Source organism: Affinirhizobium straminoryzae (assembly GCF_007004135.1).
Lineage (GTDB): Bacteria > Pseudomonadota > Alphaproteobacteria > Rhizobiales > Rhizobiaceae > Neorhizobium > Neorhizobium straminoryzae.
Genome location: NZ_VJMG01000015.1, coordinates 50,296 through 71,910, shown reverse-complemented (window position 1 = coordinate 71,910; position 21,615 = coordinate 50,296). Strand labels below are relative to the sequence as shown.

Sequence of the window (21,615 nt, the reverse complement as noted above, 5' to 3'; positions counted from 1 at the left end):
TCGCCTATCCCTTCCGGACATTGATGAAGGGACAGGCGATGCAGGCCTTTTGCGATTTTGACGGCACCATCTCGATGCTGGATGTCAGCGATGCCGTCTTTGCGCGGTTCGCGCTGCCGGAATGGCATGACATCGAGGAGCGGTGGGAGCGGGGCCTGATCAGCGCACGCCAGTGCATGCGCGCCCAGGTCGATCTCATTCGGGCATCGCAGGCCGAGATCGATGTCTTTCTCGATACGCTGGCGATCGACGAGGGATTTCTCGCCTTCCAGCGCTTCTGTGTCGAACACGCGATCGCCATCACCATCGTCAGCGACGGTGTCGATCATTTCATCCGCCGCATTCTCGCCAATCACGGCATCACGGGCATCGACATCATCGCCAACCGCCTCATGCACTATCATCAGGCCGGCGAGGAGCGCTTCGATCTGGCCTTTCCGCATGCGCGCGATACCTGCCGGCCGCAATCGGGTGTCTGCAAATGCAGCGTCCTGTCTGCGGCCAGGAGCACCCACATCTATGTCGGCGACGGACGCAGCGATTTCTGCGTCTCGCACGACGCCCGCTTCGTCTTCGCCAAGGCGAAGCTTGCCACCTACTGCGAGGAACACCGCATTCCCTACGTGGGCTTCACCAGCTTCCACGATGTGACCCATGTGCTTCGCAGCCTCACCTCGGCCGAGCCGCTGCAATTCCTGCCGCGCTCGCGGTCAACGACTGCCTGATGAAAAGGATTCCCATGTCTGCCATCGTCAAACTTGCCGAAGCCCCGGAAAAGACCAGCGAGGATGAACTCCGCGCGCTGGAAAACACCTACTGCTCGCACGGCGATACCGTCCATTACACCGACCATCCCAAGTTCTTCGAGACCTGCGAAGGCTCCTACGTCTACGATGCGACCGGCACGCCCTTCCTCGATCTGCAGATGTGGTATTCGGCGGTCAATTTCGGCTACCGCAACCAGCGCCTCAACGATGCGGCGCATCGCCAGCTGGACCGCCTGCCGCAGGTCGCCTCGCAGTATCTGCACCGGGAAAAGGTCGAACTGGCCGCGCTGATCGCCCGTGATGCCGAAGCGAAGTTCGGCTACAAGGGGCGCGTGCACTTCAATGTCGGCGGCTCGCAGGCCATCGAGGACTCGCTGAAGCTGGTGCGAAACTATAGCGGCGGCAAAAGCCTGATGTTCGCCTTCGAGGGCGGCTATCACGGCCGCACGCTGGGCGCCACGGCCATCACCTCCAGTTATCGCTATCGCCGCCGTTACGGCCATTTCGGCGAACGCGCCCAGTTCATCGAATTCCCCTATCATTTCCGCGGCCCGAAGGGCATGTCGAAGGAAGAATACGGCGAATATTGCGTCCAGAAGTTCGCCCGCCTGTTCGAGAGCGAGTATAACGGCGTCTGGGATCCGAAGGCCGGCAAGTCGGAATATGCGGCCTTCTACATCGAGCCGATCCAGGGCACCGGCGGCTATGTGATCCCGCCGATGAACTTCTTCACGGGGCTGAAGAAGGTTCTCGACGATCATGGCATCCTGCTCGTCGTCGACGAGATCCAGATGGGCGTCTACCGCACGGGCAAGCTGTGGTCGGTCGAGCATTTCGGCGTCTCGCCGGATGTGCTGGTCTTCGGCAAGGCCATCACCAACGGCCTCAACCCGCTCTCCGGCATCTGGGCGCGCGAGGAGATGATCAACCCGACGATCTTCCCGCCCGGCTCCACCCACTCGACCTTCGCCTCCAACCCGATGGGCACCGCCGTTGCGCTGGAAACCATGAAGATGGTGAGCGAGGGCGATTTCGGCGCGAGCGTGATGGAGAAGGGCGCCCGCTTCCTCGACGGCCTGAAGGCGCTGCAGAAGCGTCACCCGATCGTCGGCGACGTGGATGGCCTCGGCCTCGCGCTGCGCATGGAAATCTGCAAGCCGGACGGCTTCACGCCGGACAAGGCAACCCTCGACTGGATGTCGGACGAGGGCATGAAGGGCGACATGCTGGTGGACGGACGCCGGCACGGCCTCGTGCTGGATGTCGGCGGCTACCACAAGAACGTCATCACGCTCGCCCCGAACCTGATGATCTCGCATGCCGAAATCGACCTGGCGCTCAACCTGCTCGATCAGCTCCTCACGCGCGCAGAGCGGAGGTGAGCCCATGCAACTCCTTCTGCTCCATCTCGATGATGCGTTGGAGTTGCAATCCGAATTCGTGCGCTCCTGCATGATGGCGGGAGCGCATGAGATCCGCGAGAAGGAGATCGGGCGCGATATCCGCCTCTGGGCGCGGCAGGCTGATCTGGACGAGCTTCATCGCCGCCTCGCTCGTAGCCTCCGTCGCCGTCAGCCAAATCTTGTTTTCATGGGGTCCGGTGATTTTCACCACGTCTCCGCCCTTCTCCTGTCGCTGGCGCTGGAAAACCATTCCGGGCCGGCGACCGTCATTCACATCGACAACCATCCGGACTGGGTGCATTTCTCCGGCGGCATGCATTGTGGCTCGTGGGTCAACCGGGCGCTCGCCCATCCGCAGGTCGCGCGCGTCGTCACGCTCGGCGTGTGCAGCGACGACCTGACCTCGCCGGAGCGCAAGGGCGCCAATCTTTCCCTGCTGAAGGACGAGCGACTGCAGCTCTACCCCTACCGCCATGCGCCGAGCCGGGTGCGTGCGCATTATGGCGCCGGCACCAGTTACGAACAGAAATCCGGCGCGCTGCACTGGCGCTGCATCTCCGAGATGGGCGAGCAGAATTTCATCGATCGGCTGCTGTCCACCATCGCAACGGAGGCGGTCTACATCACCGTCGACAAGGATGTGCTGGTGTCTTCCGACGCGCTGACCAACTGGGATCAGGGCATGATGCAGCTGCCCTATGTGCTCGATCTTGTTTCCGCTATCGGCCAGCGGCACCGCATCATCGGCGCTGACGTCACCGGCGATTATTCGCGCCCGAGCTATGGCGGCTCCCTGTTCACACGGCTCCTGAAGCGGGGAGAGATCCTGATCGATCAGCCCCTGTCGACGCCGCCACAGGACAATATCCGCAACATCAACAGCGCCGCAAATCATGCGCTCCTCAATGTTCTCGGGGAGGCCATGTCGTGACGCTCTCGCCGCTGATGTCCATGCTCGGCCTCGTTATGTTCTGTGTGGTGACAGAAACCGGTCGCGAGATCTGCTTCAAGCAGGCCGCGGCGACGCATGACGGCATGCGCGCGATCCTCAGCCCGATGGCTGGTCTCGGCATTGTCTTCTGGGCGGTGGAACTCGTCGCCTGGACGCGGGTGCTGCAGATCGCGCCGCTTTCCCTAGCCTTTCCCCTGATGGCGCTCAGCTACGTCACCATCGCGCTCTCGGGGGCCATCGTCTTCAACGAAACCATCAACCTTCGCCACGCGCTCGGCATCGTCCTGGTGACCGCGGGCGTGGTCTGCGTGGGAGTGACAGGCCTATGAAACTCTTCGCCTATTCCAGATGGGACGCCGTGTCCGTTCTCGCCGCCCTCGCGCATCTGGCCTTCAACATCTACCTGATCGTCGGATTCGAAAGCCGCCCGCTCTGGCTGTCGGCGGCGCTTGGCGCAATCTATGCCATCTCGATTTCGTGGAACATCAACAGCATATCGCACAACTTCATCCATACGCCCTACTTCAGGCCGCGCTGGATGAACTACGCCTTCAGCCTGCTGGAATCCGTCGCGATCGGCTTTTCCCAGACCTATTACCACTGGGTACACATGCGCCATCACTCCGGCAACAGCGACCGGCCTGACGACAAGGGGCACACCATCGATCCCCTGTCGATCTACAAGCACGGCAAGAATGGCGAGCCGGAAAACGTGTTCTCCTATACCTTCCTCAGCTTCTTCCGCGACGATATCGGCGATATCCACCGGGCGATCGCCAAGCGCCGGCCGTTCGATGCCAACTGGGGCCGCTTTGAACTGGCGACATTCGTGGCGGTCGTCGGCCTTGCACTGCTCTATGACTGGAAGGCCGTGCTGTTCTTTGTGCCCTTCTACTATCTCGGCAACTGCCTGTCGTCGCTGAACGGCTATTACGAGCACCTGAACGGCGATCCGGACGAGCCGATCGCCTGGGGCGTCAGCAGCTATCGCCGTTTCTACAACTGGCTGTGGTTCCAGAATGGCTATCATGCAGAACATCACTATCGGCCGAAGACCCATTGGACGGATCTGCCGGCTTTGCACCAGCGCATCGCCGAAGAGCAGGCGGCAGCGGGCACGCATGTGATCAGCACCTGCCATGCGCTGGGCTTCCTCGCACCTGAAAACCACAAGGACGGCAAGCCCCATGAAGCATGATCCGCTCGCCTTCTTCGAGGAAGGCAGGAACGGGCAGGGCGTGTTGCTGATCCATGGCCTCACCGGCGCACCCGCCGAGATGCGGCTGGTGGCCCGCCCCCTGGTGAAGCGCGGCTACAGCGTCTATGCGCCGCTTCTGGCCGGCCACGGCAAGGATGCGGCCGCCCTGCGGCGCACCCGTTGGGAAGACTGGCTGGAGAGCGTCGTGGAGGCGGCGGCCGACCTGCGCCGGCGTGTCGACGACGTGTCGGTCGCCGGCATCTGCGCCGGCGGCAAGCTCGGCCTGATGGCGGCCCACCGCAACCCCGGACTGATCAACGCCGCCGCCCTCTACTCACCCTGCTTCCATTACGATGGCTGGAACATCCCGCGCCTTTACGCTCTGATGGGACGGCAGATCCGCTGGCTTGCCATGGTCCCCTTTCTCGACCGGATGAATTTCCGCGAGACGGCCTCGATGGGCATCAAGGACGACCGCATCCGCAAGATGGTGGCTGGCATGAGCAACGAGGGCATGCTCGACAGCTTTCCCGGTCGTGGGCTGGTGGAGATGGAGCGGCTGGGTGAGGCACTGAAGCAGTGCTTGCCGACCGTGAAGACGCCGACGCTGATCATCCATTCCGAGGAGGACGATGTCAGCCATCCCCGTCATGCCCGCTACATTGCCGATCACCTGCCGGGCGACAAGCAGCTTCTGTGGCTGAAGGACAGCTATCACATGATCCATGTCGATCGTCAGCATCGACAGGTCGCCGATGTCACCGCGGATTTCTTCGAGAGATACAATGCCAGCCAACACCCTGTCCGCCGTCAGGCTTGAACCTGTCCACCCGGTCGCACCGTCGCCGCTCGCTGCCGGCGAGGTGCTGAAGGCCGAGGTGGTCTCTTCGATCACCGAGATCGGGCGTACAGCCTGGGACGCCTGCGCGCCCGGCGAAGCGGAGGCCTATGATTACCTGCTGTCGGTCGAGCAGGCGGGCATCGACGGCTTTGAATGGTGTTATGTGGCAGTCCAGGCGCAAGGCCGGATCCTCTGCGTGATGCCGGCATTCCTGTCGCAATACGCGCTGGAGACGACGCTCGACCCCGGCACACTTCGCACCATCATCGGCCGGTTGCGGACGATCTGGCCGAAGATGCTGACCTTTCCCCTGGCCTGCCTTGGCTCGCCCTGCACGGAAACCGGGACGCCCGCCTTTCATCCGGATGTGCCGGACGACTTGCAGCCGCGGGTGCTGGATGTGCTGCTTGCCGCCTTCCGCGCCCATGCAAGAGCGCGTCAGTGTACGCTGCTCGGAATCAAGGATATGCCGTTGCCGCTGAGGCCGGAACTGGCCGACGTCGTCGCCGCGCATGGCTATGCCGAGCTCGGCGGCATGCCGACGGCCTGGATGGACATCGATTTCGGCTCGATGGAGGAGTATTTCTCCCGCCTGTCCGCCGGCACCCGCAAGGATATGCGCCGCAAGCTGAAAGTCCGCGAGGCAGTGCGCATCGAGCAGTGTACGGAGCTTGGCGATCTCCTGCCGCGCGTCATGGCGCTCTATCGCGACACGCGCCAGCGCAGCGAGTGGCAGTTCGAGGAACTGACACCCGCCTATTTCGAGGGCCTGCTGCGCAACATGCCGGGCCGGTCCTTCTGCACGCTCTATTTCGTCGGGGACGAACTGCTGGCCGCCAATCTGATGGTGCATGATGGTGGCGTGCTGATCGACAAGTTCTTCTGCATGGATGCGGAGAAGGGGCGGCCCTACAATCTCTATTATCTGAGCTGGTTCACCAATATCGAGCATTGCCTGGCGCATGGCTTTGCCCGCTACCAGAGCGGCCAGGCCTATTATCGCAACAAGGTGCGGCTCGGGAGCAGCCTGACGCGCAATGCGATGTTTTTCCAGCATGCCAGTCCGATCGTCCAGGCGGTGCTGAAACGCATCGCGCCTTATCTTGCTGCCGACGATGCGGACGGAGCCATGTCGTGAGGCCCCTGCATCTTGCCTGGGCTGTCATTCCCGCGTTGAACCTTCTGCAGCAGGTGCTGCTGAAGGAGAGTGCCGAAAAGGTGACGGTTGCGGGCCTGCCGGAATTTCTGCTTCATGTGCTGACGTCCCCCTGGTTCCTCGCGGCGATCGTCGCGGAGGCCGTCTGTTTTCTGATCTGGATGACGGTTCTCTCGGAGCTGGATCTCAGCCGCGCCTTTCCGCTGTCGGCCGCGAGCTATGTTCTGGTAATGCTCTTTGCCTGGGCCTTTTTCGATGAGCCGGTCACGCCGCTGCAGCTTGCGGGAAGCGCGCTGATCCTCGGCGGCATCGCCTGCATCGCGTCTGCGCCATCCTCTCAAACATCGGCAGAAGCCGTCAGAACGCGATCCTGAAGGCCCGGGTCAGGCCGATGCCGACCGTGAACTGGTTTGCGCTGCCGAATTGGCTGGTGATCGGGCTGTTGGCGGCATCGCCCAGCAGACGGTCATAGCGGCCATAGGCCGTGACCGTCCAATCCTCGTTGAAATGGTAGGCGGCCGACACCGTCAGCCCCAGCGATTGCAGCCCGCCATCGGCATCATAGGGCTGCACGCGTCCGTTCGATGCGGCATCGGCGGCAGAGACGCCGAAATAGCGCTGCGCATAGGCGCCGTTCGAGAAGGAGGCGCGCGGGCCAGCCGAGAACAACCAGTGCTCTCCGGCGCGCAGGAAATAGTCGGAGCCGACATCGACCACGAGGCCGCTGTTGTCGAACACGGCCTGCCGTACTTCCGCGCGCACCCGCCAGGCGTCGGGAATGAACCAGTACTGCGCAAACAGCCCCGCATCCATGTCGATCTTGATGCGCTTCAGCCCGCGCAGGGCCTTTTCGTCCCGCTCGTCGCGACGATCCCGTATGCCGATCACAGGACCTGCCGAAAAATTGCCGAGGTCGACAAGGCTCAGATCGAAGTTGTCGTCGGGGGTGGAATTCTCCTCCGGTTCACCCAGGCGTCGCCAGTCGAAATCCGGGGCGGCCGAAAGCGAGGTCCGCCGCGAGCCCGGATAGGTTGGCCCCACCGAAACCGTTGATCCGAGCGTGATGATGTAGGTGTCCTTGCCCGGTGGCGTGGTGTCGTCGGCAAGGGCCATATCTGCGAGCGCCGGCAGGCAGGCAAGTGCCAAAGCGCCAAGCCGGATGATGCGAGCGCGGTTACTCCTGTTTACGTGTCGCATGCGCCCGTCTCGTGTCCGTTGGCGATCATGATGGCAGCTTGGGAGGGCTCGCGCAATGGGGCAAGGCGCGTGATGGTGACGGTTGCCCGCCATAGGTGCGGTGGCATCACCGTTTTCGGGATTTGTCGATGTGGCGTTTGGGGCGCTTTCGGGATTATGATGGGCCGGAGGATCACGGGAGGCGGCCCTCGAAAGCCGATGTCTTTATGGGTTTTTCCGATCACATCAGGGAAATCGAGCGCGTCGGACAGGGCTCCAACACGGGACGCGATGCCGTGGTGGTCGAATCCTGGCGTCGTTGCCTGGAGACCTACCAGCTTGATCCCAGCAAGGCGCGCGAGGCGGTCATCGTTTCGGAGACACGACTGCGCGAGCATCGCCAGCAGGCGGAAGACCTCGTGCATATCGCGCGCTCCGGGCTTGAACGCCTCTACCGTCAGGTGGCCGAGCAGAACTACGTCCTTCTTCTTTCCGACCGAGAAGGGGTAACCGTCGAATTCCTCGGCGATCCCTCCTTCAACAACAATCTGCGCAAGGCGGGGCTCTATCTCGGGTCCGAATGGTCGGAGCCACGCGCCGGCACCTGTGCCGTCGGCGCCTGCATCACCACCGGCGAGGCGCTGACGATCCACCAGACCGATCATTTCGACATCACGCACACGCCGCTCTCCTGCACGGCCGCACCGATCTACGACACGCACGGCGCCCTGACCGCGGTTCTCGATATCTCGCTCCTCAGTTCGCCGATTCTCAAGGCCAGCCAGAACATGGCGCGCCATCTGGTCTCCTCGACCGTGCGGCGGATCGAGCTTGCCAATCTGATGGCCAACAGCCGCCATGATCTGGTGCTGCGCTTTGCCGGCGCACCGGAGTTCCTCGACGTCGATCCGGAAGCGGCGATTGCGGTTGATGGCGTCGGACGCATCACCGGCATGACGCATGGCGGCGCGCGTCTTCTGGCGACGTCGCGTGGTCTGGACTGGCGACGGCCTGAATTGCTGATCGGTCAGCCGGTTGCCGATTTCTTCGAAGCCGGTCTCGACGAACTCGCATCGCTGACGCGCGCCAGCCTGCCGCAGGACCGCCGGATCGCTGTGCGTGACGGCAGCTTTCTCTATGCGCATGCCATTGAACCGCAGCAGCGTCTGGCGGGGGGAGCGCCGGCGCGGGTGGTTCGTACGTCGCCGGCGATTGATCGCCTCGGCGGCAGCGTCCCCGCCATCGATGGCCTGCGGCGCAAGATCGCAAAGCTCGCGCCCGGTCGCCTGCCAATCCTCCTGCAAGGCGAGACCGGAACCGGCAAGGAGCATCTGGCGCGCATCGTCCATGAGGTGAGCGGCCTCCCCGGCCGTTTCGTGGCGGTCAATTGCGCGGCGATCCCGGAACAGCTCATCGAAAGCGAGCTGTTCGGGCACGTGCCCGGCGCCTTTACCGGTGCGCTGGCCAGGGGGCGCAAGGGCCTTGTCGAGGAAGCCGAGGGGGGCACCCTGTTTCTGGATGAAATCGGCGACATGCCCTTTGCCACCCAGAGCCGGCTGCTGCGGGTCCTGGCCGAGGGCGAAGTCCTGCCTGTCGGCGGTTCGGCGCCGCGCAAGGTGGATTTCCGCGTCGTCTCCGCCTCGCATCGTGCTCTTGCCGACATGGTCGCGGCGGGAACCTTCCGCGCTGACCTTTACTATCGCCTGAACGCTGCGGTGCTGACGCTTCCGCCACTTGCCGAACGTGACGATTTTTCCTGGCTTCTCGACCGGCTACTCGAAAAGCACGGGGGTGGCAGGCCGCTGCGGCTGTCTGCCGCGGCACGCGCGCTGATCCTCAACCATCGCTGGCCGGGCAATATCCGCGAGCTCGACAATGCCATCGCCTTTGCCGCGGCCCTGTGCGAGGACGGCTGGATCGAGGTCAGCGACCTTCCGGACCACATTTCTCTTTCTCCGTCCAAGCCCGGCGAGGATGCGCCGGACGCCGAGGTCCGGGGCGTCTTGGCCGCCTGCAAGGGCAATGTGTCCGAAGCGGCGCGGCGACTTGGCATCGATCGGACCACCCTGCATCGCCGCATGCGTCGTCTCGGCATCGACCGGCCGCATTGAGCTCGACAAACGTGGCAGGCGCCACAGCTGTTGCGCCACACCTGTGGCTCTTCTCCCGGTCAGTGACAGAAAAAGCCCAATGAATTCAGGGGTTCTTGTCGAGGCCGTCCGTTGGCACGGACGTTGCACCTTCTCTGGCATCAAAAGCAGCCAAGGGAGGATATATGCGCGCGCTCAGATTTCATGCAGCCAGGGACTTGCGGCTCGACACCATTGCTGAACCGGAAAAGCCGGGCCCGGGGCAGGTTGTGGTGCGCAACCGTTTCGTCGGTATCTGCGGCACCGATCTTCACGAATACAGCTACGGCCCGATCTTCATTCCGACCGAACCGCACCCATTTACCGGCGCGCATGGCCCGCAGGTGCTCGGCCATGAATTCGGCGGTGTGGTCGAGGCGATCGGCGAAGGGGTGACCTCCGTTGCTGTCGGCGACCGCGTCTCGATCCAGCCGCTGGTGATGCCGCGCTCCGGTGACTATTTCGCCGATCGCGGCCTGTTTCACCTCAGCCCGCAACTGGCGCTGGTTGGCCTCAGCTGGAGGGGCGGGGGCATGGCCGAGGCGGCTCTCGTCAACGAATACAACGTCCAGAAGATTCCCGACGAAATGACGGATGAAGAGGCGGCCCTCGTCGAGCCGACGGCGGTCGCCGTCTATGCCTGCGACCGTGGCGGCGTGACCGCCGGCAACAGCGTACTGGTCACGGGCGCCGGTCCGATCGGCATGCTGACGCTGCTGGCTGCGCGGGCGGCGGGTGCCGCACAGCTCTTCGTCTCCGATCTCAACGATGCACGGCTGGAGCTTGCCAGGAGTGTCATTCCCGATGTGATCACCATCAACCCGAAACGGGATGCGGTGGGCGATGTCGTGCGCGCGCGGACCGAAGGTGGCGTCGGCTGCGATGTCGCCATTGAATGCGTCGGCAACGAGCATGCGCTGAAGGCCTGTGTCGATGCCGTGCGCAAGCAGGGCGTGGTCGTGCAGACGGGCCTGCATCCGCACGAGAACCCGATCGACTGGTTCCAGGTGACGTTCCGTGATCTCGAGGTGAAAGGATCCTGGGCCTATCCCACGCATTACTGGCCCCGCGTCATTCGCCTGATCGCCTCGGGTCTTTTGCCGGCTACGAAGATCGTCACCAAGCGCATCACGCTTGAGACCGCCGTCAAGGAGGGTTTCGACGTCCTGCTCGATCCGGCCGGCACCCAGCTGAAGATCCTGATCGATCTTTCGAAATAGCCACTCGGCCACCGCCTGTCCGGGAGAGGAGCCCGGCAGGCGGGCGCCGTGATGCTTTTGGGGGCGTCTGTCTGCGCGGCGCTCCCGCCTCAATTCTCAAGCACGCATGGAGGAGATGACTATGCTTGACACAAGCCCCGCAACCCGGATCGACACTGTTCTTGCCAAGCTTGGCAAGGCGCTGGAAGGCGGCGATATCGATGCCGCTGTCAACCTGTTTCAGGCCGAATGCTACTGGCGCGATCTGGTAACCTTCACCTGGAACCTGAAGACCATGGAGGGCCATGAACAGGTGCGCGACATGCTGCAGAACCAGCTTGCCGCAACGAAACCTTCCCGTTTCGTGCAGGATACGAAGGAGGCGGCATCCGAGGCCGGTGGCGTGACCGAAGGCTGGTTCGAGTTCGAGACGAACGTTGCCCGCGGCTATGGCCATATCCGTCTGAAGGACGGCCTGATCTGGACCCTGCTGACCACCATGACGGAACTGAAGGGCCATGAAGAGCCGAAGGGCGTTCGCCGTCCGATGGGCGCCGAGCATGGGCATGACCGCAACCGCCGGACCTGGAAGGAAAAGCGCGAGGCGGAGGCTGCCGAGCTCGGCTATTCCGTCCAGCCCTATGTGGTGATCATCGGCGGTGGGCAGGGCGGCATTGCGCTCGGTGCCCGGCTTCGCCAGCTCGGCGTGCCCGCCATCATCATCGAGAAGAACGAACGGCCCGGCGACAGCTGGCGCAAGCGCTACAAGTCACTCTGCCTTCACGACCCCGTCTGGTACGATCATCTGCCCTATATTCCCTTCCCGGAAAACTGGCCGGTCTTCACGCCCAAGGACAAGGTGGGTGACTGGCTGGAAATGTACACGAAGGTCATGGAACTCAACTATTGGGGTTCCACCACGGCCAAATCGGCGCAGTATGACGAGGGAACCGGCGAATGGACCGTGATCGTCGAACGTGCCGGCCAGGAGGTGGTGCTGAAGCCGAAACAGCTGGTGCTGGCCACCGGCATGTCCGGCAAGGCCAATGTGCCGAAATTCCCGGGCCAGGACATTTTCCGGGGCGAGCAGCAGCATTCCTCGCAGCATCCGGGCCCGGATGCCTATGCCGGCAGAAAGGTCGTCGTGATCGGCTCGAACAATTCGGCGCATGATATCTGCGCGGCGCTCTGGGAAGCGGGAGCGGATGTGACGATGGTGCAGCGCTCGTCCACTCATATCGTCAAGTCGGATTCGCTGATGGAGATCGGTCTTGGCGATCTCTATTCCGAGCGGGCAGTTGCTGGCGGCATGACGACGCGCAAGGCCGATCTCATTTTCGCCTCGCTGCCCTACCGCATTATGCACGAGTTCCAGATCCCGATCTACGACAGGATCCGCGAGCAGGATGCGGACTTCTACAAGGCGCTCGAACAGGCCGGTTTCATGCTGGATTTCGGCGATGACGGGTCCGGCCTCTTCATGAAATACCTGCGGCGCGGCTCCGGCTACTACATCGATGTGGGCGCCTGCGACCTTGTCATCGACGGTTCGATCAGGCTGAAATCCGGCTCCGACGTGTCGCATCTGACCGAAAACGCCGTGGTGCTGAAGGACGGCACGGAGCTGCCGGCCGATCTTATCGTCTATGCCACCGGCTACGGCTCGATGAACGGCTGGGCCGCCGATCTCATCTCGCGCGAGGTGGCAGACAAGGTGGGCAAATGCTGGGGCCTCGGCTCCGGCACGACCAAGGATCCCGGTCCCTGGGAAGGCGAACAGCGCAACATGTGGAAGCCGACGCAGCAGCAGGCGCTGTGGTTCCACGGTGGCAACCTGCACCAGTCGCGCCATTACTCGCAATATCTGTCGCTGCAGCTGAAAGCCCGTCAGGTCGGCCTCGAGACACCCGTCTACGGGATGACGAAGCCGCATCATCTGTCCTGATCCCTGTCCGGGCGCCGGTTCCGCCGGCGCCCGCGTCGAATGGGCTGGTTGTCTTTTGACGGCAGTCTGCTAGCGATGCGGCGGACGCGCCCTCAAACCATGGTGCACCGGCTTTCATGCGTGCCGGTGCACCCTCTTGATCAGAACCGGACGTCCAGGCCGAGCTTGACCGCATGGTTGCGGCTGTTGTCGGCGAACTGGCCGGAATAGCTGGCCCGCAGGGCGGACTGCTCGGTGAGCGCGACATCGACCCCGAAATCCAGCGCCAGCGCGTCCTTCGCAACCGGCACGCCTGGGCTTTCGAACGAGGCGCCGCTGGTCATGGTGAACGTCGTTTCCGGCGTCACATCGCGCATGGCATGCTGCCAGCCGATCATGCCGTGGACGAAGGTCGGATTGTCGGCGCCTTCGATCTTCGTGTTCACGCGCAGGCCGACCGTGGAGAACAGGTTGCTGTCGGTGCCGCCATTGCTGCCGAGTGCCGCAATGGTGCCGCCGCTTTCGGAAAACCCGTCCGTCTTGACCTGCACATAGCGTAATCCGGCAAAGGGCCGGAACTCGAACTGGTCCGCGGTGAAGCGGTAGTCGATCTCGCCATAGGCCTGGCTGGTGGCTGCGTCATAGTCCGCCGTCAGCCTTTCGCCAAAGGCCGGGAAGATCACGTCCCGCCGGGTGGAAATGTCGTGGCGGCCATAGGAGGCACCGAAGCGCAGGCCAATCGCATCCCACTGCGTGCCCGCAAACACGCCGAACTGGTAATTGTCCGAACTGGCCGTGGAGAAGCGGTTTGCAACATCGAAATTGGTGCGACTGTAGCTGCCGATGAGGCCGAGACGCCAGGAGCTGACGGGAATGTCGACGCCCGCAATCAGGCCGCTGGACGTGCGCTCGGCATCGGCCAGGTAGCCGCTGCCGGTCACATCGCTTCTGCCGCGGATGCCGTCCGTCCAGAAGGTTGCGGCGTCGGGATCTGCCGAGGCGGGTGCGGCAGCCGGGCCTGTTGCGGCCGGTGCCGTGCCATTGTCCTTCGCCAGTGCCGCCAGCAGGCGGTTGTTGGCGGCGTCCCGCAGGAAGCGGGTGTCATCCATCAGGCCTGCAGTGATGTCGGCATGGATTTCGCCGGAGAGCGCGTTACCCCAGGGGCGGAGATACTTGTAGAAGCCGACGCCTTCTGCACCGCTGCCGGGAAAACTCTCCTCGCGGTTCAGTACGTTCATCGACCAGCCCGCATCGGTCCAGCGCATGGACAGGCCCTCGACCTCCTGCTCGGCATTGATGTTGAGGTTGCCGATGACCTCGACCTTTCCGGTCTCCAGATTGGCCCGGTAGAGTGTCTTGGCGTCGCCATCGGTGGCAAAATACATCCAGCCATCCAGAAGCTTGCCGCCCTGGGCCTGGTCGACGGTTTCAGACAGCGTGATATACTTCACGAAGCTGAAATCGGAGAGCCGGTAGACGGCCATCTCGCTGGCATTGTCATAGGCCATGCCATAGGCGAGTCCGGCCTTGGCATCGACGGCAACCCAGCTTGCGATGTCATGAATGCCATGCGGCGGATCGAGAACATAGGCATTGCCGGTGTAGCTGAGGTCGGATGCATTGTAGACGGCAATCACCGGGTTTGAATACTTGTTGCCCGTGACGGGATCGCGGTTGCTGGAATCCAGCGAGATGTAGAGGAGCCCGTTCGCGTAATCGATATCGCCGATATGGTTGAGGCCGATGTCGGAATATTGCGAGGGCACCTTCAGGTTCGCGGCGATCGCATCGCGGTCTATGCGCACGGTGGTGTAGCCGGGATTGGCAATTTCCAGCGAATGCGTGCCGGAAAAGAACCAGTTCGTTCCGTCGGTGGTCACGCCCTGGCCGCGGGCTGCATCGGCATCGCTGCCTGCAAAGAAAGTGCGTTCGACCATGACCCACGGCTCCTGCGCGCTTGCCGGACGGGGGGCGGACATCAGCATTGCAGCGGCCGCCGCCGCCGGGAAAATCGCACAGCTGCGCAGACAAAGTGCGCGCAAGGAGGCAAGGCCGCGGCCGGACGCTGCGCGTCGGCGGAAGCCGGAAACAGGAGACAACATGACTGGAGGACCTTCTGCTGACGGGATCAAAAACAGGGCGCGATGGATCCGTGCCCGGGCGCGGACACACACCATCCGTGAAGGGGCCGGGGCACCATGCGCATGGTCGTCAGACGGCTCACGGAACCATCGCCTTCGATGGCACCCGAACCGTTGCGCCGGTGTCCTTGTCCTTCGGTACCCCGGACTAATCCTCTCTCATGACAGCGAAATGAAAATTATGAATATTCATAAAAATAAACCGGAGGCGCGTGTGCCCTTTGCGCAGCTGCGTTCCTGGCGTGCGGGAACGTGAGCGCTGACATCCCGCCAGATGTCGTGATGCCGCCGGCGCATTCCATGCAAGGATCTGTCGATGGGGAGACGTCGGCCATGCGATCGCTGCGTCGGTCGCATGGCACCGCACGCGGCAATCAGATCCAGCCGCCGTCCACGACGAATTGCTGGCTGGTGCACATGCGGCTGTCGTCTGCCGCCAGGAACAGTGCCATGCGGGCGATGTCGTCCGGCTGCACCTTGTCCTCCAGGCACTGACGGTCGCGGATCTGGCGCTCGCCGGCTGCGTCCAGCCACAGCTTCATCTGACGTTCCGTCATCACCCAGCCCGGCACGAGGGCATTCACCCGGATGCGTTCCGGGCCGAATTCGCGGGCGAGTGCGCGGGTCATGCCCCAGACGGCCGCCTTGGCAGTGACATAGGCGGGGCAATCGGCATCCCCGACCATCCAGGTGATGGAGCTGAAATTGATGATGGAGCCGCCGCCGGCGTCACGCATCATCGGCCGCACGGCCTGGGCAGCAAAGAACTGGTGCTTCAGGTTGACGCTCATCCGGTCGTCCCAGTAGGCGGGCGTCACGTCTTCGGTACGATGCCTGTCGTCATTGCCGGCGTTGTTGAGGAGAGCCGTCACCGGACCATGCGTCTTTGCCGCCACGTGAATGGCCTGGCGCAGCGCATCGGTGTCCCGCAGGTCGCAGGGCAGGAAGAGCGGTGCTGTGTGACCCTTTCCCGCGATCTCCTCCACCAGAACCTTCGAGGGTTGTTCTGCGATGTCGACGAAGGTGACGCGGCTGCCCTGTGCTGAAAAGTGCCGCACCAGACTTGCGCCGATGCCGCTGCCGCCGCCGGTGATGAAGATGCTTCGGTCCTGCAGGCTGGGATAGGTGGCGAAAGGGTGCTGGAACGTCATCGTGGTCCGACTCCGGAAGAGGGGTGGCGGGATGCCTGAGGGATAATGTTGTATATTTCGATTATTCGGAATTTTTCCATACCATCTTTGACCGGGGATGCAGTATGCATCGAAGCGCGAGCGTTTCTATGCGCGCGGCGTCACCGGCGCTTCGAGGCTTCATCCCGAAGGTTTCAGATGATCAAGACGAGCTTAGACCCTGTGCATTTCTCGGTGGCCCTTGGCGGCGATGGCGGTCGCGGTGGCAATCTGCACGAGATCCTGGTGCGGCGGCTGGGTCACATGATCGTCTCGGGCGTCTTTGGCGCAGGCGAGGTGTTGCCGCCCGCCGATGAGTTGTGTCAGCGTTTTGACGTGACCCGCAGCGTTCTGCGCGAGGGTCTGAAGGTTCTGTCCGGCAAGGGCATGATCGAGGCACGGCAGAAGACGGGCACCCGCGTGCGCCCGCGTGCCGACTGGAACCATCTGGACCCCGATCTTCTGCTGTGGCGCTTTGCCTCTCCAAAGATCGATGATGTCGTGGCGCTGTTCGAACTGCGCCGTGCCATCGAACCGGAGGCCGCAGCGCTTTGCGCCCGCCGCGCCACCGCCGAGCAGATTGCAACGCTGCGGGAGATCATGCAGCGCATGGAGGAGGCGGCCAGCGACAATGCCGCGTTCGCCCTGCCGGATCTGCAATTCCATCTGGCGATCCTGCGCTTCACCGGCAACGATCTGATCGGCAGCCTGTCGGGCATGATCGAGGTGGCGCTGCTGATCAGTTTCCGGCTGTCGGACGAAATCACCGGCGACCAGCGCCACGCCATTCCCTTGCACCGCGCATTGCTGGACGCAATTTCCACCCGCGACGAACCTCGCGCCCGCGCCGCGACGCTCACCCTCCTCGACGGCGCCGAAAGCGATGTGCGCCGAGTGATCGCGCGCAATGGCGGCATTGTGGGTTTTCGCGCCTGACACGGTCACCATGATCGGCATCACGGCGGCGCAACCGGCCGCGACGCATGCATCGCGCCTGCGCAAACCGTTTCCGTGAGGGGCGCTTTCCTGCGTTGCGCAACCCATACCTCCGTGCAGGTCGCGCCATACCACCCGATGATTCCAGAGACCGGCGCACCGATCATATTCTGACGGGCACAAGCCGGTCGGTCGCCTTCGGCCCGAAGCCCATGAATGTCCCGGTCATTCCGGGTGTCATCCACGTGCTCCGGACATACGGCCGGCCTTAGATGGTGGTCATGTCTGGCCCGTATTGCCATCGGCAGCAAGGGCCTGACGCTGAGGAGGCGACGATGCGAAAACTGACTGTCAGGATTGTGGGCGGTTCCCTTGCGGGTCTCTTTGCCGGCATCCTGCTGCAGCAGGCCGGCCATGATGTGCGTATCTTCGAACGCTCTGGACATGGTCTTGCGGGGCGAGGTGCCGGCCTGGTCGGCCAGCGCGATCTGCTGCACATCTTGCGATTGATCGGATGCGAACATGTGGCGCATGTCGGTGTCGTCGCCCGCGAACGCGTCTATCTGGCGCGTAATGGCAGCGTGGCGCACAGGCTTGACATGCCGCAGACCCAGATCTCCTGGGACGTCCTGTTCGAAACGGTCGCGTCCCGCATCGCACCCGAGACCTATGCGCTTGGTCGCGCCGCCATCGCTGTGCGCGACGGGGATGACGGCGCGGAGATCGTCTTTGGCGGCGGCGAGACGGAGAGGGCCGATCTCGTCATCGGAGCCGATGGCCTTGGCTCGATGGTGCGCGCCGCGGTCAACCCGGATGACAGCGGAAATCGCTATGCCGGTTATGTCGCTTGGCGCGGCCTTGTTCCGGAAGCAGCCCTGCCACGAGCGGCCGCCATGCTTCTCGATCGCTTCGCCTTCTACATCGCGCCGGGCGTGCACGTGCTTGGCTATCTCGTTCCGGGGCCGAAGGGCGAAACGGACGTTGGCCGCCGTCGTTACAACTGGGTCTGGTTTCGGCCGGTGCCGCAGCAGGATCTGGCTGCAACCTTTACAGACAAGGACCGGCAAAGCCACGTCTTTTCGCTGCCGCGCGGCGGGCTGTCCGAGGATCGTCTTGTGGCCTTGCGTGCGGATGCCACGCGCGTGCTGCCGCCGCAGTTCGCGCTTGCGGTGGCGGCAGAGCCGCTGCCCTCCATCCAGGGCATCTTCGATTACGAAGCGCCGCGCATGATCGGCCGCTCGATCGCCCTTATCGGGGATGCCGCCTTCGTGGCACGTCCACATACGGCCATGGGGGTGTCCAAGGCGGCCGGCGACGTGATGGCGCTCAGCCATTGCCTTGCCGCGACAGAGGAGCTCCCGGCCGCCTTGCGTCGCTATGAGGCAGACCGCATCGGTGTCGGCCGGGATATCGTCGCCTATGGTCGACAGCTGGGAGCCTCCGCGCTGTAGGAGCATGCGCCGGCTGACCTCGCTTGGAAAGGGCGGCGTCAGCCCTTCGATCGCGTCCGTGGAACGGAACCCGCCCGAAACGCCCTGTCTCATTCGGCGTCTCATTCGGTTCGCGCAATGGCGCACGCCATCCGGTTTCTGCCTTTACGGAATTGCCTCAGCGGCGGGCGCCGATATGGTGGAGGGCCAAGTGGATCTGTGCGACGACGGCCGCGCCTTCGCCCACCGCTGCGGCGACCCGTTTGGTCGAGCCGGCGCGGACATCGCCGATCGCAAACACGTTCGGCAGGCTCGTTTCCAGCGGCAGCGGCCTCCGCGTCTGTTCGCCCGCCGCATCGAAGCCCTGGCCGGTGATGATGAACCCCTTGGGGTCGGTGCGGATATGGTCACGGACCCAGCCGGAATTGGGATCGGCACCGATGAACAGGAACAGATGATGCAGCGGCAATTGCGCCATGCTGCCGTCGCGACGGTTGCGCACGGTTGCGGAGCATAACCTCTGCGCCGCATTGCCTTCGATGGCATCCACCTCGCAATTCAGGTGGAAGACAACGTTTGGCAGCGCTTTGATGCGATCGATCAGATACCGGGACATGGTTTCTTCCAGCGCGCGGCGCACCACGAGATGGAGCTTGCTGACCTGCGGCGCAAGGAACGCGATGGCCTGACCGGCCGAGTTGCCGCCGCCGACGAGAACCACATCCTGTCCGGCGCAGAGCTTTGCCTCGATGGGCGAGGCCCAGTAGGAAATGCCGTTGCCCTCGAAAGCCGCGATGCCGTCGATCTCCGGGCGCCGGTAGCGCGCGCCGGAGGCGACGACGATCGTGCGGGCCTCCACCCGTCTGCCGCCTGCAAGGGCAAGCGACAGGAAGCTGCCGGTGCGTTGCGCCGGAACCAGGTCCTCGACAGCGACGGGCAGCACCACTTCCGCGCCGAACTTGAGCGCCTGGTTGTAGGCCCGGCCGGCGAGCGCCTGTCCTGAAATGCCGGTGGGGAAACCGAGATAGTTTTCGATGCGTGAGGAGGCGCCAGCCTGACCGCCCACGGCGCGTTCGTCGAGGACGATCACGGAAAGCCCTTCGGATGCGGCATAGACGGCGGTTGCAAGCCCTGCGGGACCGGCGCCGACGATCGCTACATCATAGATCTTGCCCAGGGGCAGGTCCGGGGTCATGCCAAGACAGGTCGCTGCTTCGGCATCGCTCGGGTTGCGAAGGATCGTTCCGTTCGGACAGACCATCAGCGGCAGTTCGGCGGCCTGGATACCGAGGCGATCGATCAGCGCCTTGCCTTCTCCCTCGATCGCGGCATCCAGGACGGTGTAGGGAAAGGCGCCGCGTGTCAGAAAGCCCTGCAGGCGGGCGAGGGCCGCATTGCCGGCGATGCCGATCAGCACCGAGCCCGCCCCGGTATCGATGAGGTTGACGCGACGCAGGATGAGCGCGCGCATGATGACTTCGCCGACCTCTGCGGAGCCGATGACCAGTGCGCGCAGATGGGCGGCGTCGAAGGGCATGGCCGTGCAGCCCGTCTGCCCGGCGCGTGCACCGGCAAGCGTCGGCCGGCCGGAGAGCTGGTTGACCTCGCCGGACAGCTGGCCGACACCATGGCAGGTGATCGGCGCTTCGCCGGAAAGCCCCTCGTGACGATAGACCTCCATGCTGCCCTCGATCACCAGCCAGGCGGGCGCCTGACGATCTCCGACCGAATAGATGGCCTCGCCGGGTGAAAACCGGACTGGCTCGCCGCTCGCAAAGCGTCTCGCCATCTCGATCTGGTCCGGGGAAAGCACTGGAAATATCTGGTGCCGTCGCGTGCTGAGATCTTCCATCGATTTCCCCTGCGGTTGTTCAAATCGGATATTCCCTTGCGGGACCTGCAAGCGCTTGGCATCTCTCCGGGAGAGCGCCTCAGAAACCGTGGTTGGCGGCAGTCCGGGATGCGGCGGGCCGGGTCCGGAACGCCAGCTCCAGCGAACGCCTGCGGCCGATCAGCTCGGCATTCAGAAGCCGGTATTGCAGGCGGCAGAAGGAGGCGGGGTCGAGCGCCACATGGCGGCCGGTCTTCGTGGCGGCGCGGGCGGCAAGGCAGGAAAGGTCATCCGGCTTTCCGGTTTCGGGAAAAGAGGTTGCCGTGGCCTGGGTGGACAGGCCCGCGAGCCATGCCATGCGCTGCGGCGCGAGAATGCGGAAGGCACCGGCCGAGGCGACCTCCTCGGCTCGTGCCAGCCCCGGTTCGGCTGTCCGCAGCAGAACGGCATTGCCGGAGAGAAGGGCGATGGCAACACATGCAAGCGCCACCGTGACGGCAAGCCGGCGCGGCTTGCGTCTCTCTATCATCATGCGGAGGGAGGTCATGCCGTGCTCCTTGAAAAGAGGGAGGTGTCGTCGGCGGATCGCTGCCTTAAAGGAGCCGCTCGTCTGGAACACAGATTACGAAGAGCAGCCAATCCGGGCATCTATACAGAAGTGTAGTTCGGCTCTGCGAAAGGTTTAGGCGGGCATCGAACAGGACAGGCTGCCCCTGGTCGCGCGCACCATGCGCATCATTGTGCCCCGGCAGCGCCCTGATCGTGGGCACGCAGTCGCCAGAGCAGGCAAGGGGACGCCGTCACGGGGTGGCGTGTGGGATGAATGGGATGAGGTGTCGTCGAGGCCGTTTCGGTGCTGGCCTTCCTGCCTATCGATCTCGCGCCGCAAGTTTCTGTTCAAGCCAGGTCATGGCCTGTTCGGCCATCAGGTGAAGGGCAACGCCCGTCAGGCCGCCAAGCACCACCTCGCTGCCGCGCCAGTAGCCGGCCGAGAGGAGCGTGACGTTCGGATCCCGTGCGAAGAACAGGATCGGCGCGGTCCACATAGCCACCTTCAGGTCCGGCCAGCGCCGGACAAGCGCCGCGCAAAGCGCGACGCTGATTCCGGTCTGGGCCGCCGTGCCCCAGCCGGCCACGGCGATCAGGCTGCCGGCGATCACGGCAACCGCGATGCCGACAACGGTGCCTGCGAACCGCCAGATGACCGCGCTCCTCGTCTGGTCGAGGTTGTCCTGCGAGACGATCACGCCGGTGATGGAGGCCCATACCGGATGTTGAAGACCGAGCGCTGCAGCCAGCGCATAGGCGAGGGTTGCCGCGCCGGAGCAGCGCAGCACGAAGGCGATGTCGCGGGGCGTCATCG

19 protein-coding genes are annotated in these 21,615 nt (G+C 63.7%); 13 read left to right on the top strand and 6 right to left on the bottom strand.

The features are described 5' to 3' along the window. The first annotated feature begins 38 nt into the window (after positions 1 to 38). The 8 genes from FNA46_RS06865 to FNA46_RS06830 are packed head-to-tail and all read left to right on the top strand — an operon-like array spanning position 39 to position 6,691. Positions 39 to 725: an MtnX-like HAD-IB family phosphatase gene (locus FNA46_RS06865; protein WP_143124375.1), complete on the top strand. Its 687-nt coding sequence runs from the start codon at positions 39 to 41 to the stop codon at positions 723 to 725. A 14-nt stretch (positions 726 to 739) separates the two neighbouring features. Then, positions 740 to 2,149, top strand: coding sequence for an aspartate aminotransferase family protein (locus tag FNA46_RS06860; protein WP_143124374.1), 1,410 nt, complete (start codon positions 740 to 742; stop codon positions 2,147 to 2,149). Between the two features lie 4 nt (positions 2,150 to 2,153). Continuing rightward, positions 2,154 to 3,101 carry an arginase family protein gene (locus FNA46_RS06855; protein WP_143124373.1) on the top strand — a complete coding sequence of 316 codons (948 nt, stop codon included), beginning with the start codon at positions 2,154 to 2,156 and terminating at the stop codon, positions 3,099 to 3,101. Continuing rightward, on the top strand, positions 3,098 to 3,451 hold the full coding sequence (locus tag FNA46_RS06850; protein WP_143124372.1) for a DMT family transporter: 354 nt from the start codon (positions 3,098 to 3,100) through the stop codon (positions 3,449 to 3,451). Before FNA46_RS06855 ends, FNA46_RS06850 begins: the two co-directional genes overlap by 4 nt. Beyond that, complete coding sequence (locus tag FNA46_RS06845) at positions 3,448 to 4,320, top strand: fatty acid desaturase family protein (RefSeq protein WP_143124371.1); 873 nt, start codon at positions 3,448 to 3,450, stop codon at positions 4,318 to 4,320. Before FNA46_RS06850 ends, FNA46_RS06845 begins: the two co-directional genes overlap by 4 nt. After that, positions 4,310 to 5,140, top strand: coding sequence for an alpha/beta hydrolase (locus FNA46_RS06840; RefSeq protein WP_143124370.1), 831 nt, complete (start codon positions 4,310 to 4,312; stop codon positions 5,138 to 5,140). The genes FNA46_RS06845 and FNA46_RS06840 overlap by 11 nt, the downstream gene beginning before the upstream one ends. Then, positions 5,106 to 6,299: a peptidogalycan biosysnthesis protein gene (locus FNA46_RS06835; RefSeq protein WP_143124369.1), complete on the top strand. Its 1,194-nt coding sequence runs from the start codon at positions 5,106 to 5,108 to the stop codon at positions 6,297 to 6,299. The genes FNA46_RS06840 and FNA46_RS06835 overlap by 35 nt, the downstream gene beginning before the upstream one ends. Then, positions 6,296 to 6,691, top strand: coding sequence for an EamA family transporter (locus FNA46_RS06830; protein ID WP_143124368.1), 396 nt, complete (start codon positions 6,296 to 6,298; stop codon positions 6,689 to 6,691). Before FNA46_RS06835 ends, FNA46_RS06830 begins: the two co-directional genes overlap by 4 nt. Here the strand turns inward: FNA46_RS06830 and FNA46_RS06825 are convergent. Further along, a complete protein-coding gene (locus FNA46_RS06825; RefSeq protein WP_246102914.1) occupies positions 6,675 to 7,514 on the bottom strand; it encodes a MipA/OmpV family protein in 840 nt (279 codons plus the stop codon). The genes FNA46_RS06830 and FNA46_RS06825 overlap by 17 nt on opposite strands. A gap of 206 nt (positions 7,515 to 7,720) precedes the next feature. On the opposite strand from FNA46_RS06825, the gene FNA46_RS06820 reads away from it, so the two are divergent. From FNA46_RS06820 to FNA46_RS06810, 3 genes are all read left to right on the top strand, one after another. After that, the gene (locus tag FNA46_RS06820) at positions 7,721 to 9,604 is read left to right on the top strand and encodes a sigma-54-dependent Fis family transcriptional regulator (RefSeq protein ID WP_143124367.1); all 1,884 of its coding nucleotides are present in this window, start codon (positions 7,721 to 7,723) and stop codon (positions 9,602 to 9,604) included. Positions 9,605 to 9,768: 164 nt separating this feature from the next. Continuing rightward, on the top strand, positions 9,769 to 10,842 hold the full coding sequence (locus FNA46_RS06815; protein ID WP_143124366.1) for a 2,3-butanediol dehydrogenase: 1,074 nt from the start codon (positions 9,769 to 9,771) through the stop codon (positions 10,840 to 10,842). A 121-nt stretch (positions 10,843 to 10,963) separates the two neighbouring features. Further along, entirely contained in the window at positions 10,964 to 12,766 is a 1,803-nt protein-coding gene (locus tag FNA46_RS06810; RefSeq protein WP_143124365.1) for an NAD(P)/FAD-dependent oxidoreductase, read from the top strand. Between the two features lie 140 nt (positions 12,767 to 12,906). On the opposite strand, the gene FNA46_RS06805 is transcribed toward FNA46_RS06810, so the two are convergent. After that, positions 12,907 to 14,682, bottom strand: coding sequence for an autotransporter outer membrane beta-barrel domain-containing protein (locus FNA46_RS06805; protein WP_185969753.1), 1,776 nt, complete (start codon positions 14,680 to 14,682; stop codon positions 12,907 to 12,909). Between the two features lie 578 nt (positions 14,683 to 15,260). Further along, a complete protein-coding gene (locus tag FNA46_RS06800) occupies positions 15,261 to 16,037 on the bottom strand; it encodes an SDR family NAD(P)-dependent oxidoreductase (protein ID WP_143124363.1) in 777 nt (258 codons plus the stop codon). A gap of 177 nt (positions 16,038 to 16,214) precedes the next feature. Between FNA46_RS06800 and FNA46_RS06795 the strand changes: the two genes are divergently transcribed. Next, positions 16,215 to 16,991 carry a FadR/GntR family transcriptional regulator gene (locus tag FNA46_RS06795; RefSeq protein ID WP_143124362.1) on the top strand — a complete coding sequence of 259 codons (777 nt, stop codon included), beginning with the start codon at positions 16,215 to 16,217 and terminating at the stop codon, positions 16,989 to 16,991. A 335-nt stretch (positions 16,992 to 17,326) separates the two neighbouring features. Next, positions 17,327 to 18,442, top strand: a complete 1,116-nt coding sequence (locus tag FNA46_RS06790; protein WP_143124361.1) for an FAD binding domain-containing protein — start codon at positions 17,327 to 17,329, stop codon at positions 18,440 to 18,442. Positions 18,443 to 18,599: 157 nt separating this feature from the next. Here the strand turns inward: FNA46_RS06790 and FNA46_RS06785 are convergent, their stop codons facing one another. The 3 genes from FNA46_RS06785 to FNA46_RS06775 form a co-directional block, all read right to left on the bottom strand. Further along, positions 18,600 to 20,273: an FAD-dependent oxidoreductase gene (locus tag FNA46_RS06785; RefSeq protein WP_143124360.1), complete on the bottom strand. Its 1,674-nt coding sequence runs from the start codon at positions 20,271 to 20,273 to the stop codon at positions 18,600 to 18,602. A gap of 79 nt (positions 20,274 to 20,352) precedes the next feature. After that, entirely contained in the window at positions 20,353 to 20,799 is a 447-nt protein-coding gene (locus FNA46_RS06780) for a hypothetical protein (RefSeq protein ID WP_143124359.1), read from the bottom strand. Positions 20,800 to 21,121: 322 nt separating this feature from the next. Then, complete coding sequence (locus tag FNA46_RS06775; protein ID WP_143124358.1) at positions 21,122 to 21,613, bottom strand: FUSC family protein; 492 nt, start codon at positions 21,611 to 21,613, stop codon at positions 21,122 to 21,124. Positions 21,614 to 21,615: the final 2 nt, after the last annotated feature.